A 15,798-nucleotide genomic window follows, 5' to 3' on the forward strand; every position below is an offset into this window, starting at 1 on the left:
GCCCCGATACTCACACACCAGAGCCACCCAACAAGGTAAAGGAGGGCCCGGTGCGAGCGCCGTTTTCGCGGCGCGATTTTCGCGTTCTCGTCGCGGCTCGGGGCGCTAGACGAGTTCGATGACCGCCATCTCTGCGTTGTCGCCGCGGCGGGGGCCGATCTTGACGATGCGGGTGTAGCCGCCGGGCCGTCCCTGGTACCTCGGGGCGACCTCGTCGAACAGCTTGGTGACCACCTCTAGGTCCGACAGGTCCTTGAGCACGAGGCGGCGGGAATGGAGATCGCCGCGCCGGGCCTTGGTGATGATCTTCTCGACATAGGGGCGGAGCACCTTGGCCCTGGTCAGGGTGGTGGTGATCTGCTCGTCCCAGATCAGGGACTGGGCGAGGTTCGCCAGCATGGCCTTCTGGTGGGCGGGGTCACCGCCCAGGCGCTTGCCCTTCCTCGGTCTGGGCATCGGCTAACTGTTCCTGTCCCGTGAGGCAGCGATACCGAGCCCTAGCTCGTCGAGCTTGGCGATCACTTCCTCGAGGCTCTTCTGCCCGAAGTTGGTCATGTCAAGAAGGTCTTCGCGGGTCTGCTTGGTGAGCTCGCCCACGGTGTTGATCTGGGCGCGCCTCAGGCAGTTGCGGGGACGCTCCGAGAGATCTAGGGCCTCGACCGGCAGGTCAAGGTCCTGCGAGACGGTCTCGACCACGGCCACGTCACCCAGCTCCAGACCGATGCCCTCGCCCACATCGGCGAACAGGCTGAGGAGCTCGCGCAGGGTCTTGCCGGCGGACGAGAGCGCCTCGCTCGGCTCCAGCGAGCCGTCGGTCTCGATGTCGATCTCCAGGCGATCGAAGTTGGTCATCTGGCCGACCTGCGTGTTGTCGACCCGGTAGGAGACGTTGCGGACCGGGGAGAAAATGGCATCGATCGGGATCATGCCGATGGCATCGTTCCGGTCCGAGACCGCGGTGCGATAACCCACTCCCTGCTCCACGACCATCTCCGCCTCGAAGTGGACACCCTCCTCCAGAGTGGCGAGGTGCAGGTCCCGGCTGACGATCTCCACCCCGGTCGGGGCTTCGAGATCGGCCGCCGTCACCGCACCCGGACCCGTGGCCGACAGCCGGAGCGTGAGCGGCTCGGGGTCGGTCATTCGCACCACCAGGCGCTTGATGTTCAGGATGATGTCGACCACATCCTCCTTGACGCCCTTGACGGTGGTGAACTCGTGGTAGATGTCGTCCATCCTTATCGAGGACACCGCGGCACCGGGTATCCGAGAGAGCAGCGTCCGCCTGAGGGTGTTGCCGAGCGTGTAGCCGAAACCCGGCTCCAAAGGCTCGATCACGAACCGGGCACGGGTCTCGTTGAGCGGCATCATCTCGATCTGTGGACGCTGAACAACCAACGCTTGCAAGGTTTCTTCCCCTAAGTCTCGAGGGTCACTTCTAGTCAGAGAATGCGTATCGGGCAGGCAATGAGATGGCGAAGGGCACGGCTACCGGACGAGCCTCACCTGGAGTACAGCTCGACAACCAGCTGCTCCCGCACCGCCGTGTCGATCTGGGTTCGGCTCGGGACGTCGATCACCTGGACGCGCCGCTCGTCGAGGCTGACCTCCAGCCACTCCGGAACCCGGCGGTCGCCGGCCGTATCCGCGGCATGGCGGATCACGATTATCTCCCTGGACTTGGGCTTCACCGTCACCATGTCTCCGGCCCGCACCCGGTAGGAGGGAATGTCCACCTTGTGGCCGTTGACCTGGAAATGGCCGTGGTTGACGAGCTGGCGGGCCTGGGGACGTGTCCTGGCCAGGCCAGACCGGTACACCACGTTGTCGAGGCGGCACTCCAGGATCTGGAGAAGGTTGTCCCCGGTGATCCCCTTCAGCCGGGCCGCCTCCTGGTAGTAGCGGCGGAACTGCCGCTCGAGGATGCCGTAGATCTGGCGCATCTTCTGCTTTTCCCGGAGCTGATGCAGGTAGTCGGAGTCGTTGCTCCGCCTGCCCCGGCGCCGGCCGTGCTCGCCCGGCGGGTAGGGGCGCCGGTCGAAGTACTTCGACTTGTTGTCGTCGAGCAACTGGCCGAGACGGCGGCTCTTGCGAGTGCGGGGACCGAGGTAACGCGCCACGATTCATCCCCTCCGGCGCTTCTTGGGACGGCATCCGTTGTGAGGCAACGGTGTGACATCCCGGACGCTCGACACTTCGAGGCCCATGTTCGTGAGCGTGCGGACCGCGGTATCCCGACCCGATCCGTTCCCGCTGACGATCACTTCCAGCTTCCTGATGCCGTGCTCCCCGGCCCGCCGGGATGCTTCCTCGGCAGCCACCTGGGCCGCGTACGGCGTCGACTTGCGGGAGCCCTTGAACCCGACCGACCCACCGGACGTCCAAACGATCGTGTTGCCGTTCACGTCGGTGATGTTGATGATGGTGTTGTTGAAGCTGGCCCTGATGTGCGCCTGGCCGAACGCTATGTTCTTGCGCTCGCGCCGCCTTACCCGCTTCCCTTGCCTTCTAGCCAACGCGACCTCCGCAACTCAATTCACGACCAGCCCTGCCCGAAGTCACTTCTTCACCTTCTTCTTACCGGCGACCGCCATGCGCCGACCCTTGCGGGTCCGCCCGTTGGTATGGGTCCGCTGGCCGCGCACCGGGAGGCCTCGCCGATGCCGAAGGCCCTGGTAGCAACCGATTTCCATCTTGCGCTTGATGTTCTGGGCGACCACCCGGCGCAGATCGCCCTCGACGCGTAGGTTGGACTGGATGTAGGTGCGGATCCGGCTCACCTCGTCGTCGTTGAGCTCGTGCACCTTGGTGTCGGGATCGATCCGCAGCCGGTGACACATGTCCCGAGCGGTGTTGATGCCGATGCCGTATATGTAGGTCAGGCCGATCTCGAGTCGCTTCTGCCGCGGCAGGTCGACTCCGGCTATGCGCGCCATGAGGCCATTACCTCCTCAACCCTGCCGCTGCTTGTGGCGCGGGTTGGAGCACACCACCCACACCCGCCGGCGGCGCTTTATCAGGCGACAGTTGTCGCACATCTTCTTAGTGGAGGGCCGTACCTTCACCGTTCGCCCTTTGGGGTCAACCCCGTCGATTCACTGTGATCGTTCGGCGCCGGCTCAGACAAAGAGCTGGACCGCATGCGTAACCGTTCACCCGCCAAAGTTGGATGTCCGCGCCAGACCGGTCGGCGACGCATGACCGACAGGCGATTCTACCCGACCGGACGGGCTGTGAGCAAGTCATTGACGGTGAGAACGACGGGGCCGGCGGCGGTCAGCGCCACCGTGTGCTCGAAGTGTGCGGACCGCCGGCCGTCGGCCGTGAGCACGGTCCACCCGTCCTCGGCGGTCACTGTGTCCGGCGTCCCCAGGTTGAACATGGGCTCCACGCAGACGGCCATGCCCGTCTTCAACCGGTATCCCTTTCCGGGAGGCCCGAGGTTCGGTATCTGCGGGCCCTCGTGCATGGAGCGCCCGATGCCATGCCCCACGTACTGGGAGACCACACCGTATCCGTACGGGACCGCCGCCGTCTCCACCGCATGGCCTATGTCGCCCACCTTCTTGCCGGGGTGGACCTGATCGATACCCGCCCAGAGGGCGCGGCGCGTGACCTCGATCAGCCGGGCGGACTCCTCGTCCACCTCGCCGATCGGGATGGTGAGGGCGGCATCGGCGTGGTACCCCTCGTAGATCGCACCGGCGTCGATCGAGAGGATGTCACCCTCGGCGAGGCGATCGTCCCCCGGGATTCCATGCACGATCACTTCGTTGGGCGATGCGCAGATGTGCGCCGGAAACCCCTGGTAGCCGAGGAAGGAGGGTTCACATCCCCAACCGCGTATCACGTCGGCCGCGACCTGGTCCAGGTGACTCAAGGTCACGCCCACCTCGGCGGCCTCGAACACGGCCTCGTGAACGGCGGCCACGCACCTTCCCGCCTCGGCCATCTTCGCGAACTGGCGCTTGTTCTTGATGGTGATCATGGGCCGCACCGGGTGCTAGGAGTGTGCTGAAGAACGTCCGTTTGGCCCGATAGTCCCCGACGAAACCCCGGGTCGAGGAGTAGCGGGCCATCCACTGCCGTCTCTTTCAGCATGCTCCTCGCCGCGATCCCTGACAGGGAGAACACTTCCGGTAACCCGCAAACCCGGCCTAGAGCGCGGCCAGGGCCGTCAGGATCTTGGCGGTGATCTCCTCGATCTCGCCGATCCCGTTCACCCTCAGAACGAGGCCCCGCTCCCGGTACACGTGGATCAAGGGCGCCGTCTCCCGCTCGTACACCTCCAACCGGTTGCTCACGGACGCCCCGGTGTCATCCGTCCTGCCACGGGCCAGTATCCGTTCCGTCAGCACCTCGTCCGAGGCCTCCAGGACCACTACCGCGTCGAGCGCATAGTCCCCTATGGCCCCGTCGAGCGCGTGGACCTGGGCGAGGTTGCGGGGGAACCCGTCCAGGATGTAGCCGTCCACCGTGTCCGGATCACGGAGGCGTTCCAGCATCATCTCCACCGTGAGAACGTCCGGGACCAGATCGCCGCGGGACAGGATCTCCTCGACCCGCAGGCCCAGCGACGTCCTCGACCCCACGTGGCGGCGGAACATCTCGCCCGTGGAGATATGCGGGATGCCCAAGGCCTCACCGACCCGCTCCGCGTGGGTGCCCTTGCCGACGCCGGGGGCTCCCAGGAAGAGGATTCTCACGTCAAGAATCCCTCGTAGTTTCTCATGGTGAGCTGGCTCTCGATCTGCTTCATCGTCTCCAGGGCCACACCGACCACGATGAGGATCGACACGCCCGAGAACCCGACCGGGATCGCCCATATGGCCGAAGCGATCGCCGGCAGGATGGCGATGAGCCCGAGGAAGACCGAGCCGGGCAGGGTGATCCGGTTGAGAATCCGCCCCAGGTAGCGAGAGGTCTGCTGGCCGGGCCGCTGGCCGGGGATGAAACCACCCTGGCGCTGGATCATCTCCGACTGGCGCGCCGGGTCGAACTGGATGGCCGTATAGAAGTAGGTGAAGAACACGATCAGGAAGAACAGCACCCCGATGTAGAACCAGCTGGTGGCGCCGCTCGCGTAGCCGGACGGCGCCAGGTGGACGTTGATGAAGTCCCTCACAGCCGAGAAGAACCCTTCAGTGCTGGGTATGGAGGTGGAGATCAGCACCGGGAAGAACAGGATCGAGGTGGCGAAGATCACCGGGATCACCCCGGCCATGTTGATCTTCAGCGGTATGTAGGTGCTCTGGCCGCCCATCACCCGGCGGCCCCGGATCCGCTTGGCGAACTGGATGGGGATCCGCCGCTGGCCCTGCTCCACGAAGAGGATGCCCACCACCATCAGGATGAACAGGCCGATGATCAACACGAAGATGGGCGCCCGGCCGGTGGGAATCGTGTACTGCCAGATCAGGGTGAACTGGCTGGGCAGGGCGGCCACGATGCTGATGAAGATCAGCAGCGACATCCCGTTGCCGACCCCGCGCTGGGTGATCAACTCGCCCAGCCACATCACGAAGGCCGTGCCCGCCGTCATCGTCACGACCATCAGCACCACCCGGGTGGGCGTGTAGTCGTCGATCAGCACTATCCCGCCCGTGAAGCTGCTCCCCCGGCTGAAGAGGTAGGTGATACCGGTCGACTGGAGCAGCGCCAGGATCACGGTCAGGTACCGGGTCCACTTGGTGATGACGGCCCTGCCCGACTCGCCCTCGTCCTGCAGCTTCTGCAGGCGGGGTATGACCACGGACAGGAGCTGCATGATGATGCTGGCCGTGATGTACGGGAGGATGCCCAGGCTGAAGACGGACAGGTTCTCCAGGGCGTTGCCCGAGAAGAGGTTCAACAAGCCGAAGGCGCCGCCGGGCCGCTGCCCGGCCAGCGCGTCCAACCGGTCCAACTCGATACCCGGTACGGGAATGGTGGCCCCCAGCCGATACAGCGCGAAGATGCCCAGCGTGAACAGGATCTTGCCCCGGAGATCCGGGATCTTGAACATGTACCGGTAGACGTTCAGCATCGGCCGATGCTCCCTCCGAATCCATCACCGGCACGGTCGACCGGGCAGCCGGGTCCCGGCCGGGTCCTCCACGAGCCCGCCGCCGCGGGCGTCGCCGTCAACCGACGATCACGCACGATCCACCGGCAGCTTCTATCTTGGCGCGGGCTGACCGGCTGAAGGCATGCGCCTCGACGGTCAGCGCCTTGCGGATCTCGCCCCGGCCCAGCACCTTGATCCTGCCCCGCTTGCGCGCCAGTCCCTGCTCGCGCAGATGGTCCGGCGAGATGGTCGCACCGTCCCGGAAGCCGTCGAGGTCATCCACGTTGACCACCGTGAACGCCTGCCGGTTGTGGGGCTTGAAGCCCCGCAACTTCGGAAGCCTGGCTTGCAGTGGGGTCTGGCCGCCCTCGAAGCCGGGTCGCAGGCTACGGCGGGCCTTGAGGCCCTTCGTTCCCCTGCCGGCCGTCTTGCCGCGCCTTCCCGCCTCGCCGCGTCCGACCCGGATCTTCTTCCGCTTCGACCCTTCCGCCGGCCTGAGGTGGTGGAGTTTCAATTGGTTTGTCTTGGTAGCCACGGACGCCACCCTTCCGGATAACCGGCTCGTCCTCCGGGCCCCGGACTGCGGTTCGCCCCGGCCTGCCTCAGCCTGCGAACCCCATGCCCGACCCGACCCGTCGGCGAGCCCTCGTTCTTACTTCGTTCCCTGCGGTCGCGCCTCCCGGACTTCCACCAGATGGCGCACCCGATGCAACATACCCCGCAGCTCCGGACTGTCCGGACGCTCCACCGAGGCGTTCAACTTCTTCAGACCCAGGCTCCGGACGGTAGCCCGGGCCTTGTGCTTCTCGCCGATCAGGCTCCGGCGCAAGGTGATCCGGAGCATCTCGCCGCTCATGATCCACTGCCTCCTCCGCCCGACGCCCGCATCATCTCGGTGGAGCGGTAGGCGGCCAGCAGTCCCGGAGGCGTGATCTCCTCGGGGGTCTTGCCCCTTGCCTTCGCCACGTCCTCGGGACGCCGCTGCCCCTTCAGGCCGTCGATGGTGGCCTTGGCGACGTTGAGGTGGGTGGGCGCGCCGAGGGACTTGGCCAGGGCGTCGCGGATCCCGGCCGCCTCGAGGATCTGGCGGACGGCGCCGCCGGCGATCACTCCCGTGCCCGGCGCCGCCGGCTTCAGGAGTACCTTCGAGGCGCCCTGCTGGCCGATGACCCGGTGGATCAGGGTGGTGCCTGCCATGGGAACGGTGAACATCGACTTGCGAGCCGACTCGATGGCCTTCTGGATGGCGGTGGGCACCTCCTTGGCCTTCCCGTAGCCGATCCCGACCCGGCCGGCCCCGTCGCCCAACGCCACGAGGGCGGTGAAGGAGAACCGGCGTCCCCCCTTGCTCACCTTGGAGACCCGGTTGATCTCTATGACCCGCTCATCGAATTGGGGGGTGGAGTCCAAGCCCCCGTCGCGCCGTCTTCTTCTAGAAGTCAAGTCCAGCCTCCCTCGCCGCGTCGGCCAGAGCCTTCACACGTCCATGGAACGGATGCCCGCCCCGATCGAAAACCACTTTCGTAACGCCGGCGCCGGCAGCCCGGGAAGCGATCAGACGGCCCACCTCGGTGGCGGTCCCGGTGGTCAAGGGCTTCGACCGGAGCGCCGGCTCCTGCGAGGAAGCCGCCGCCAGCGTCCGGCCGGGGCCGTCGTCGATGACCTGCGCGTAGATGTACCGGTTACTCCGGAACACCGCCAGGCGCGGGCGGGCCTCGGTACCGGCCAACCGCTTCCGTACCCGGCGGTGACGGCGGATCCTTGCCCTCGTCCGTGCCCCGCTCATCGGACTGTCACTCCGGCCTTGCCGCTCTTCCTGAGGACGTACTCGTCCTGGTAGCGGATGCCCTTGCCCTTGTAAGGCTCCGGCGGCCGGACGCGGCGGATCTCGGCCGCTACCTGGCCTACCTTCTCCTTGTCGATGCCCTCCACCACGATGGTGGTGGCGTCCGGAACCGTGAAGGAGATACCGTCTGTGGCCGGAACCGCCACGCTGTGGCTGTAGCCGACCTGCAGCTCCAACCCGTCACCCCGGCTCAGAGCCCGGTAACCGACCCCGACGATCTTGAGGGTCTTGCGGTACCCCTCGGTGACCCCGATCACCATGTTGTTCACCAGGGCCCGGGTCAGCCCGTGCAGTGCTCGGCTGCGGCGTTCGTCGTTGATCCTGGTGACCACGCACCGGCCGTCGATCACCTCGACCCCCACCCGGTCCTCGAAGGTCCGCTTCAGGGAACCCTTCGGGCCCTTGACCGTCACCTCCTGGCCGGAGATGGTGATCTCCACCCCGCCGGGCACCGGAATCGGAACCTTGCCGACCCGACTCATGACTACCAGACCTCGCACATGAGCTCACCGCCCAGACGCCGCCGGCGGGCCTCCCGATCGGGCAGCAGACCCTGGGAGGTGGACACGATCACCGTTCCCAGGCCTCCCTGGGAACGCGGCAGGTCGTCGGCGCCCTTGTACACGCGCCGGCCCGGCCGGGAGACACGACGCAACCCCTGGATGATGCGCTCCTGATTGGCCTTACCGGCGAACTTCAAGCGGATGGTCAGGGTGTTCCCCTGGGCCGCCGGACTCACGTCGTAGCCCTCCACATAACCCTCCGACGCCAGCACCCTGGCGACCTGCTCCTTCAGCTTCGAGGAGGGCATGCTCACCCTGGCATGCAAGGCGATGTTGGCGTTGCGGATCCGGGTCAGCATGTCGGCAATGGGGTCGGTCATCATTGCGGTCTCGCTCCCTTACCAGGAGGACTTCTGAACGCCTGGCAGCTCGCCACGGTGCGCGAGCTCCCGGACCGCAATCCGCGACATCCCGAACTTGCGCAGGTAGCCGCGGGGCCGTCCGGTGATGCCGCACCGGTTGCGGTACCGGGTCGGGCTGGCGTCGCGAGGCATCTTCGCCAGGCTCGCGTAGGCGTCCCGCTTGGCGTCATACGTGGCGTCGGGGTCCTTGATGACGCTGATGAGCTCGGCCCGGCGCTCCCGGTAGCGCTCGACCATCTCGGCCCGGCGCTTGTTCTTGGCGATCATCGACTTCTTGGCCATATCGTTTCCTCACATCTCAGTTGGTTGCGGCAGCCCGACGCCGGAAGGGGAAGCCGAAGGCCTCCAGCAATGCCCTGGCGCCCCCGTCGTCGGCGGAGGTCGTGCAGATGGTTATGTCCATACCGCGGACCGCCGTCACCTTGTCGTAGTCGATCTCGGGAAAGATGAGCTGCTCGCTCACCCCGAAGCTGTAGTTGCCACGCCCGTCGAATGACGACGGGCTCAGACCCCGGAAGTCCCGGATGCGCGGGATGGCGATGGTAATCAGCCGATCGAGAAACTCCCAGGCCCGATGCCCGCGGATCGTCACCGAACAGCCCACCGGCATCCCGGTCCGCAGCTTGAACCCGGCGATGGACCGGCGAGCCCGATTCAGCCGGGGCTTCTGGCCGGTGATGGTGGCCAGGTCCTCCATGGCCGCGCCGGTCTGCTTGCGGTCGCCCACCGCCTCGCCGATGCCCATGTTCACCACGATCTTGTCCAGGTCGGGGATCAACATCGGATTGGCGAGGCCCAGATCCTCCATGATCCGGGACCGAACCGTCTCCACGTACTGCCGCTTCAGGCGGGGCACGTCACCCACCGGAGCGGTCTTCGTCTCGGCGGCCATGACTGCCTACACCTCCCCGTCGCACTTGACGCAGCGGCGGAACCTGCGGCCCGTGTCGCTCCTGCCGACTCCGGTCCTGACCGGCCCGCAGTCGTCGCACACCAGCATCACGTTGGAAACGTCGATGGGCATGTCCTTGTCGACGATGCCCGCTTGCAGCTCCCGGCCCCGGGCCTTCTGGTGCCGCTTGGCGGTGTTGACGCCTTCCACGATCACCCGGCCCCGGCGGGGCAGGACCCGCGCCACTCTCGACTCGCGGCCCACGTCCTTGCCGGAGATCACCACGACCCGGTCGCCTTCGCGGATGGCCATCAGATCACCTCCGGCGCCAGTGAGACGATCCGCATGAACTTCCGGTCCCGCAGCTCGCGGGCCACCGGCCCGAATATGCGGGTGCCCCGAGGGAGCCGGTTGTCGTTGATGACCACGCATGCGTTGTCGTCGAAGCGGATGTAGGTGCCGTCCCGGCGGCGCTGCTCCTTGGCAGTCCGCACCACCACCGCCCTGACCACCTCGCCCTTCTTGAGCGCCGCTCCGGGAGCGGCGTGCTTGACAGTGGCCACGATGATGTCGCCGATCCGGGCATACCGGCGGCGCGACCCTCCCAGCACGCGGATGCACAGCACCTCGCGGGCGCCGCTGTTGTCGGCCACCTTGAGCCGGGACTCCTGCTGGATCATCTCGCCCGTCCCAACACCTCTACCAGCCGCCACCGCTTGGTCTTGGACAGGGGCCGGGTCTCCATGATCATCACCCGGTCGCCGTTGCGGGCGGTGTTCTCCTCGTCGTGCGCATGAACCTTGGTGACGCTGCGCACGATCTTGCCGTAGCGCGGATGGCGCGTCCGCCGCTCGAGCTCCACCGTGATGGTGCGGGCCCGGGCATCGGACACCACCATGCCCACACGCGTCTTGCGCCGCCGCCGATCAGGCATGACCGACCTCCTCGTTCTCGTGCATCACGGTCTTGATCCGCGCGATCAACTGCCTCAGGCGGCCCAGAGACGCCGTGTCCTCCGACTGGCTGACCGCCAGCTGGAACCGGAGGTTGAACAGCTCCTCCTTAGTCTCGTCCAGCTTCTCGTCCAGCTCGGCCGGGGTGAGTTCCCTCAGCTCCAAGGCCTTCATACCGCTACCTCCATCGTCATTCTCTACCCCAGCAGTTCCCTGGATACGAACCGGGTCTTGATCGGCAGCTTGTGGCCGGCCCTGCGCATCGCCTCGCGCGCCATTTGCTCGTCCACGCCCGACAGTTCCATCATCACCCGCCCCGGCTTGACGACGGCCACCCAGAACTCGGGGTTCCCCTTCCCCGAACCCATCCGGGTCTCGGCCGGCTTGGCCGTGATCGGCTTGTCGGGGAAGATGTTGATCCAGACCTTCCCTCCCCGCCGAACCGTACGGGTGATGGCGACACGGGCGGACTCGATCTGGCGAGCGGTTATCTGGCCCGGCTCCAGCGCTTGGATGCCGTAGTCGCCGAACGACACCGCCGTGCCGCCCTTGGCGTAACCCTTCATCCGCCCCCTATGGACCTTGCGGTACTTGGTTCGCTTGGGCATCAACATGATCTACTACTTCCCGGCCTCATCGGCGCCGGAGTCGTCCTCGGGCTTGGCGGCGGACCCGCCCTCGTCACCGGCCTGCCCGGACGGCGCACCGGTCTCGGCCCGGGCGCTGTCGTAGGCCGACTTGGCCTCGGCCTTGCTGACCTTGCGGCCACCGCCGGCCTCGATGATCCTCTTGCCCCCTCCGGCTTCGATCACCCGCGGCGCGGCGCGTCCACCGGCTCGCTGCTCGGCCCGGCTCTTGGCCGGCGTCATCCGGCCCGACGGCCGTCCGGCCGCCAGCGCGGCCTCGCGCGCCATCTGCTCGCGCGTGGTCTTGAGCGAGGCGACCACATCGCCCTTGTAGACCCAGACCTTGACCCCGATACTCCCCACGCTGGTGGCGGCCGTGGCCTGGCCGTAGTCGATGTCCGCCCGGAGGGTGTGCAGGGGCACCCGGCCCTCCCGGTACCACTCGCGGCGGCTCATGTCGGCGCCGCCCAGGCGGCCGGCGCACTCCACCCTCACTCCTTCCGCGCCTGCTTTGAGGGCGGTCTGCACCGTCCGTCGCATGGCGCGCCGGAAGGCCACCCGGTTCTCCAACTGGTCGGCCACGCCGCGGGCCAGCAACTGGGCGTCGGTCTCGGGGTCCTTGACCTCGATCACATTGAGCTTCACCCGGCGCCCGGTCATCTTCTCCATACCTGACCGGATCCGCTCCGCCTCGGCGCCCTTGCGGCCGATCACGGCGCCGGGACGGGCCGTGTGGACGTCCACCTGGAGGCGTTCGCGGGTGCGTTCGATGTCGACCCGCGACACCGCCCCCCGCTTGAGTTCGCGCTTCAAGTAGTCGCGTATCCGGTGGTCCTCGTTGGCCAGGAACGTGTAGTCCTTATCCGAGTACCAACGTGACTTCCAGTCGGTGACGATTCCGAGGCGGAAACCATAGGGATGCGTCTTCTGGCCCATCAGTCGACCTCCTCGCGGCCGTCGGAAACCACGATGGTGATGTGGCAGGTGCGCTTGCGGATCCTGGTGGCGCGACCCCGGGCCCGAGGCCGGAAGCGCTTGATGGTCACGCCCTCGTCGGCATAGGCCTCGACCACGCGGACCTCGCCGGCCAGCGTGTCGAGGTCCTCGCCGAGCTCGAACTTCGAATTCATGTTGGCGACTGCCGAGCGGATGCACTTGAGGATCGGCTCCGCGGCTCTCCGGTTGGAGAACCGGAGGGTCACCTCAGCATCGGCGACCGACATGCCCCGGACCTGGTCCAGCACCACCCGCACCTTGTAGGGGGACTGGCGGATATGGCGGGCGCGGGCGACTGCTCTCATCTCGACCTACCGCCTCGTAGCCTTTTCCCGCTTGGTGCCGGCGTGTCCCCTGAAGGTCCTGGTAGGAGCGAACTCGCCCAGCTTGTGATCGACCATCTGCTCGGTGATGTAGATGGGAACGTGGCGGCGGCCATCATGGACAGCGATGGTCAGGCCCACCATCTCGGGGATGATGGTGCTCCGGCGGCTCCAGGTGCGGATCATCCGCTTGTGGCCGGCGCTGTTGGCGACTTCCACCTTCCTCAGGAGGTGCTCGTCCACGAACGGGCCCTTCTTACGGCTCCGAGCCATCTGCTACCTCCGGCCTTTCTTGTTGCGGCGGCGCACGATATCCCGGTTGCTCGCCTTGTTGCGATTCCGGGTCCGGCCCTCCGGCTTACCCCACGGGGACACCGGATGGCGGCCTCCTGACGAGCGCCCTTCGCCACCTCCCAGCGGGTGATCAACCGGGTTCATCGCCACGCCGCGGGTCTGGGGACGCACCCCCTTCCAGCGGTTCCTGCCCGCCTTGCCGAGCTTGGTGAGCTCCGCCTCGGTATTGCCGACCTGACCGATGGTGGCCCGGCAGTCGAGGAGGACATAGCGAACCTCGCCCGAGGGCAACCGGAGCAGCGCCCTGTTCCCCTCCTTGGACATCAGCTGGACACCCGTCCCTGCCGCCCTGGCCATCCTGGCCCCGCCTCCCGGCTTCAGCTCGATGGCATGAACCACCGTTCCCGCCGGAATGTTCCGCAGCGGAAGGGCGTTTCCGGGCCGGATCTCGGCCTTGGGGCCCGACTCCAGCATGTCCCCCACCGATACTCCCACCGGGTGCAGGATGTAACGCTTCTCGCCGTCCACATAGTGCAGCAGGGCCAGCCGGGCATTGCGGTTGGGGTCGTACTCCACGGCCGCCACCCGAGCAGGCACCCCGTCCTTGGTCCGGCGGAAGTCCACGATGCGGTACCTACGCTTGTGACCGCCACCCCGATGGCGCGACGTGATCCGGCCATGGTTGTTGCGCCCCGAGGAGCGCTTCTTCTTGGCCAGCAGGGACTTCTCGGGCTTTGACTTGGTGATCGACGCGAAGTCCGACACGGTCTGGAACCGGCGTCCCGGTGAGGTGGGTTTTCTCTTCTTTACTGCCATCTCGAACTCACCTGCCTCAAATTCCGAAGATGTCCACGGTCTGCCCGATGGGCAGCGTGACCATGGCGCGCTTGGTGTCGGCACGCCTACCGACCGTGAACCTGGTCCGCTTCCGCTTGCCCTTGCGGTTCAGCGTGTTGACGCTCAACACCCGGACGCCGAACAGGACCTCGACCGCCCGGCGGATCTCCTCCTTGCGGGCCCGCCGATCCACCACGAAGGTGTACGTGTTGGCACGCTCGATGAGGTCGTATGACTTCTCCGAGACCACGGGCTGGATGATCACGTCACGCGGGTCCTTCATCGTACGTCCTGTCCCAGCCCGGCCGGCGCCGCGCCGTTCTCCATGACGAAGTCCTCGTCCGAAACGTCGAAGCGACCCGATTGGGATCCGGCCGGACCGGTGGAAGACTGCCCGAGGGCCAGTCCGGAGAAGATGACGGTGCCGGCCCAGAGGACGTCGTACGTGTTCAGCATCCCGGGTCGCCCGAGGATGACCTGGGGCAGGTTCCGGAACGACCGGAGCGCGACCTCCTCCGAGCGGTCGACCACCACCAATGCCTTACCGGTGGCCCCGATCTCGCTGAGCAGGGAGACGGCCAGCCTGGTGCTGGGCACCTCCCAGTCGAACCCCCCGATGATCTTGATGGCACCTTCCGACGCCCGGGCCGACAGGGCGCTCCTGAGGGCCAGCGCCTTCATCTTCTTGGGGGCCCGCTGGACGTAGTTGCGGTCGCGAGGGCCGTGCGCCTTGCCGCCGCCCACCCAGATGGGAGAGCGGATCGACCCGTGGCGGGCCCGCCCCAGGCCCTTCTGGCGCCATGGCTTGCGCCCGCCGCCTCGCACTTCGGCCCTGGTCTTGGTGCGAGCCGTGCCGGAACGCCGGGCCGCCAGATGGGCCACCACCACCTGATGCATCACGTCACGGTTGGGCGTGATGCCGAAGACTGCCGGGTCGAGCAACACCTCGCCCTGCTGGACGCCGGCGGAGTCGTACCTGGGAGCAACCAGATCAGCCATCGCCCATCAACCGTTCTTGACCGCTTCGCGGACGAAGACCAGCCCGCCTCTGGGACCTGGGACCGCGCCCTGCAGCACCAGCAGGTTGCGCTCGGGGTCCACGCCGACCACGGCCAGGTTGAGAACCGTGGTCTGCTTACCACCCATCCGTCCGGGTAGCTTGGTGCCCTTCATCACCCGGGCCGGGGTGGCGCAGGCGCCGATGGCGCCCGGCGAGCGGTGCACCTTGTGAACACCGTGGCTGGCGCCCTGTCCGTGGAAGTTGTGGCGCTTCATAACGCCCTGGAAGCCCTTCCCCTTGGAGACTCCGGTCACGTCGGCCTTGGTTCCGGGCTCGAACACGTCCTCGACCCGCAGCACCTGGCCCAGCTGGAACTCCGAGCCGTCATCGACCCGCACCTCCACGAGGTGGCGGGCCGGGGCGACGCCGGCATTGGCGAAGTGGCCGGCCTGCGGCTTGTTGACCTTCCGGGCGGGGATCTCGCCGTACGAGATCTGCACCGCCGAGTAGCCGTCGTTCTCCTCGGTGCAGATCTGGGTGACGTGGCAGGGTCCGGCCTTGATCACCGTCACGGGGATGGCGCGGGCATGATCGTCGAAGATCCGGGTCATGCCGACCTTCTCTCCGAGGATCGCCGACAGGCTCATGTCTCGATCTCGACTTCCACTCCGGCCGGGAGGTCCAGCCTCATGAGGGATTCGATCGTGTTGTGGGTCGGCCGCAGGATGTCGATCAGGCGCTTGTGGGTGCGGATCTCGAAGTGTTCACGCGAGTCCTTGTACACATGCGGCGACCGGATCACGCAGTACCGGTGGACTTTGGTAGGGAGCGGGACCGGCCCATGAACGATGGCATGGGTGCGGATGACTGTCTCCGCTATCTTGCGCGCCGACTCATCGACCACCTGGTGGTCGTAAGCCTTCAGCTTGATGCGGATTCTCTGTTCTTTCATGCTGTCTTCCTGCCGGTTCCCATTCCGATGTCTCGGCCAGTAGTTCTCTTTGCGTTCCGGTTATTCGATGATTTTGGTGACGGTGCCTGCTCCTACGGTGCGTCCGCC

Annotated in this window: 29 protein-coding genes and 1 pseudogene; all 30 read right to left on the reverse strand. The window is 66.6% G+C overall.

Going from position 1 to position 15,798, the window contains the following annotated elements; translation table 11 throughout:
* Positions 1-108: 108 nt before the first annotated feature.
* A pseudogene (rplQ, locus tag OXK16_09885) lies at positions 109-456 on the reverse strand (50S ribosomal protein L17).
* Positions 457-459: 3 nt separating this feature from the next.
* The gene (locus tag OXK16_09890) at positions 460-1,407 is read right to left on the reverse strand and encodes a DNA-directed RNA polymerase subunit alpha (protein ID MDE0376257.1); all 948 of its coding nucleotides are present in this window, start codon (positions 1,405-1,407) and stop codon (positions 460-462) included.
* Between the two features lie 95 nt (positions 1,408-1,502).
* The gene (gene rpsD / locus OXK16_09895; protein MDE0376258.1) at positions 1,503-2,120 is read right to left on the reverse strand and encodes a 30S ribosomal protein S4; all 618 of its coding nucleotides are present in this window, start codon (positions 2,118-2,120) and stop codon (positions 1,503-1,505) included.
* Between the two features lie 3 nt (positions 2,121-2,123).
* A complete protein-coding gene (rpsK, locus tag OXK16_09900) occupies positions 2,124-2,516 on the reverse strand; it encodes a 30S ribosomal protein S11 (protein ID MDE0376259.1) in 393 nt (130 codons plus the stop codon).
* A gap of 42 nt (positions 2,517-2,558) precedes the next feature.
* A complete protein-coding gene (gene rpsM, locus OXK16_09905; GenBank protein ID MDE0376260.1) occupies positions 2,559-2,936 on the reverse strand; it encodes a 30S ribosomal protein S13 in 378 nt (125 codons plus the stop codon).
* A gap of 15 nt (positions 2,937-2,951) precedes the next feature.
* Complete coding sequence (rpmJ, locus tag OXK16_09910) at positions 2,952-3,065, reverse strand: 50S ribosomal protein L36 (protein MDE0376261.1); 114 nt, start codon at positions 3,063-3,065, stop codon at positions 2,952-2,954.
* 149 nt (positions 3,066-3,214) lie between these two features.
* A complete protein-coding gene (map, locus tag OXK16_09915) occupies positions 3,215-3,988 on the reverse strand; it encodes a type I methionyl aminopeptidase (GenBank protein MDE0376262.1) in 774 nt (257 codons plus the stop codon).
* 169 nt (positions 3,989-4,157) lie between these two features.
* Positions 4,158-4,706 carry an adenylate kinase gene (locus tag OXK16_09920; GenBank protein ID MDE0376263.1) on the reverse strand — a complete coding sequence of 183 codons (549 nt, stop codon included), beginning with the start codon at positions 4,704-4,706 and terminating at the stop codon, positions 4,158-4,160.
* Entirely contained in the window at positions 4,703-6,025 is a 1,323-nt protein-coding gene (gene secY / locus OXK16_09925) for a preprotein translocase subunit SecY (protein ID MDE0376264.1), read from the reverse strand. Before secY ends, OXK16_09920 begins: the two co-directional genes overlap by 4 nt.
* A 97-nt stretch (positions 6,026-6,122) precedes the next feature.
* Positions 6,123-6,581 (reverse strand): 50S ribosomal protein L15, encoded by a 459-nt coding sequence (gene rplO / locus OXK16_09930; protein ID MDE0376265.1) that lies wholly within the window; start codon positions 6,579-6,581, stop codon positions 6,123-6,125.
* A 117-nt stretch (positions 6,582-6,698) separates the two neighbouring features.
* The gene (gene rpmD / locus OXK16_09935) at positions 6,699-6,902 is read right to left on the reverse strand and encodes a 50S ribosomal protein L30 (protein ID MDE0376266.1); all 204 of its coding nucleotides are present in this window, start codon (positions 6,900-6,902) and stop codon (positions 6,699-6,701) included.
* Positions 6,899-7,489: a 30S ribosomal protein S5 gene (gene rpsE / locus OXK16_09940; protein ID MDE0376267.1), complete on the reverse strand. Its 591-nt coding sequence runs from the start codon at positions 7,487-7,489 to the stop codon at positions 6,899-6,901. The genes rpmD and rpsE overlap by 4 nt, the downstream gene beginning before the upstream one ends.
* Entirely contained in the window at positions 7,479-7,832 is a 354-nt protein-coding gene (gene rplR / locus OXK16_09945) for a 50S ribosomal protein L18 (protein ID MDE0376268.1), read from the reverse strand. Before rplR ends, rpsE begins: the two co-directional genes overlap by 11 nt.
* Positions 7,829-8,374 carry a 50S ribosomal protein L6 gene (rplF, locus tag OXK16_09950; GenBank protein MDE0376269.1) on the reverse strand — a complete coding sequence of 182 codons (546 nt, stop codon included), beginning with the start codon at positions 8,372-8,374 and terminating at the stop codon, positions 7,829-7,831. Before rplF ends, rplR begins: the two co-directional genes overlap by 4 nt.
* 2 nt (positions 8,375-8,376) lie before the next feature.
* Positions 8,377-8,778 (reverse strand): 30S ribosomal protein S8, encoded by a 402-nt coding sequence (gene rpsH, locus OXK16_09955; GenBank protein MDE0376270.1) that lies wholly within the window; start codon positions 8,776-8,778, stop codon positions 8,377-8,379.
* Positions 8,779-8,793: 15 nt separating this feature from the next.
* Positions 8,794-9,099, reverse strand: coding sequence for a 30S ribosomal protein S14 (gene rpsN, locus OXK16_09960; protein ID MDE0376271.1), 306 nt, complete (start codon positions 9,097-9,099; stop codon positions 8,794-8,796).
* Positions 9,100-9,115: 16 nt separating this feature from the next.
* Positions 9,116-9,709 (reverse strand): 50S ribosomal protein L5, encoded by a 594-nt coding sequence (gene rplE / locus OXK16_09965; protein MDE0376272.1) that lies wholly within the window; start codon positions 9,707-9,709, stop codon positions 9,116-9,118.
* Positions 9,710-9,715: 6 nt separating this feature from the next.
* Positions 9,716-10,021, reverse strand: a complete 306-nt coding sequence (gene rplX, locus OXK16_09970; protein ID MDE0376273.1) for a 50S ribosomal protein L24 — start codon at positions 10,019-10,021, stop codon at positions 9,716-9,718.
* Positions 10,021-10,389 carry a 50S ribosomal protein L14 gene (gene rplN / locus OXK16_09975; GenBank protein ID MDE0376274.1) on the reverse strand — a complete coding sequence of 123 codons (369 nt, stop codon included), beginning with the start codon at positions 10,387-10,389 and terminating at the stop codon, positions 10,021-10,023. Before rplN ends, rplX begins: the two co-directional genes overlap by 1 nt.
* Entirely contained in the window at positions 10,386-10,643 is a 258-nt protein-coding gene (gene rpsQ / locus OXK16_09980) for a 30S ribosomal protein S17 (protein ID MDE0376275.1), read from the reverse strand. The genes rplN and rpsQ overlap by 4 nt, the downstream gene beginning before the upstream one ends.
* Positions 10,636-10,836, reverse strand: a complete 201-nt coding sequence (rpmC, locus tag OXK16_09985; GenBank protein MDE0376276.1) for a 50S ribosomal protein L29 — start codon at positions 10,834-10,836, stop codon at positions 10,636-10,638. Before rpmC ends, rpsQ begins: the two co-directional genes overlap by 8 nt.
* A 23-nt stretch (positions 10,837-10,859) precedes the next feature.
* Positions 10,860-11,276 carry a 50S ribosomal protein L16 gene (rplP, locus tag OXK16_09990; GenBank protein ID MDE0376277.1) on the reverse strand — a complete coding sequence of 139 codons (417 nt, stop codon included), beginning with the start codon at positions 11,274-11,276 and terminating at the stop codon, positions 10,860-10,862.
* Positions 11,277-11,282: 6 nt separating this feature from the next.
* Positions 11,283-12,224: a 30S ribosomal protein S3 gene (gene rpsC / locus OXK16_09995; protein ID MDE0376278.1), complete on the reverse strand. Its 942-nt coding sequence runs from the start codon at positions 12,222-12,224 to the stop codon at positions 11,283-11,285.
* Positions 12,224-12,589 (reverse strand): 50S ribosomal protein L22, encoded by a 366-nt coding sequence (rplV, locus tag OXK16_10000; protein ID MDE0376279.1) that lies wholly within the window; start codon positions 12,587-12,589, stop codon positions 12,224-12,226. The genes rpsC and rplV overlap by 1 nt, the downstream gene beginning before the upstream one ends.
* A gap of 6 nt (positions 12,590-12,595) precedes the next feature.
* Entirely contained in the window at positions 12,596-12,880 is a 285-nt protein-coding gene (rpsS, locus tag OXK16_10005; GenBank protein MDE0376280.1) for a 30S ribosomal protein S19, read from the reverse strand.
* Between the two features lie 3 nt (positions 12,881-12,883).
* On the reverse strand, positions 12,884-13,717 hold the full coding sequence (gene rplB / locus OXK16_10010; protein ID MDE0376281.1) for a 50S ribosomal protein L2: 834 nt from the start codon (positions 13,715-13,717) through the stop codon (positions 12,884-12,886).
* A 16-nt stretch (positions 13,718-13,733) separates the two neighbouring features.
* Positions 13,734-14,021, reverse strand: coding sequence for a 50S ribosomal protein L23 (gene rplW / locus OXK16_10015; GenBank protein MDE0376282.1), 288 nt, complete (start codon positions 14,019-14,021; stop codon positions 13,734-13,736).
* On the reverse strand, positions 14,018-14,737 hold the full coding sequence (rplD, locus tag OXK16_10020; protein ID MDE0376283.1) for a 50S ribosomal protein L4: 720 nt from the start codon (positions 14,735-14,737) through the stop codon (positions 14,018-14,020). Before rplD ends, rplW begins: the two co-directional genes overlap by 4 nt.
* 6 nt (positions 14,738-14,743) lie before the next feature.
* Positions 14,744-15,385, reverse strand: coding sequence for a 50S ribosomal protein L3 (rplC, locus tag OXK16_10025; GenBank protein ID MDE0376284.1), 642 nt, complete (start codon positions 15,383-15,385; stop codon positions 14,744-14,746).
* Entirely contained in the window at positions 15,382-15,690 is a 309-nt protein-coding gene (gene rpsJ / locus OXK16_10030; protein ID MDE0376285.1) for a 30S ribosomal protein S10, read from the reverse strand. The genes rplC and rpsJ overlap by 4 nt, the downstream gene beginning before the upstream one ends.
* Positions 15,691-15,798 lie beyond the last annotated feature (108 nt).

The organism is bacterium, from assembly GCA_028821235.1.
GTDB lineage: Bacteria > Actinomycetota > Acidimicrobiia > Spongiisociales > Spongiisociaceae > Spongiisocius.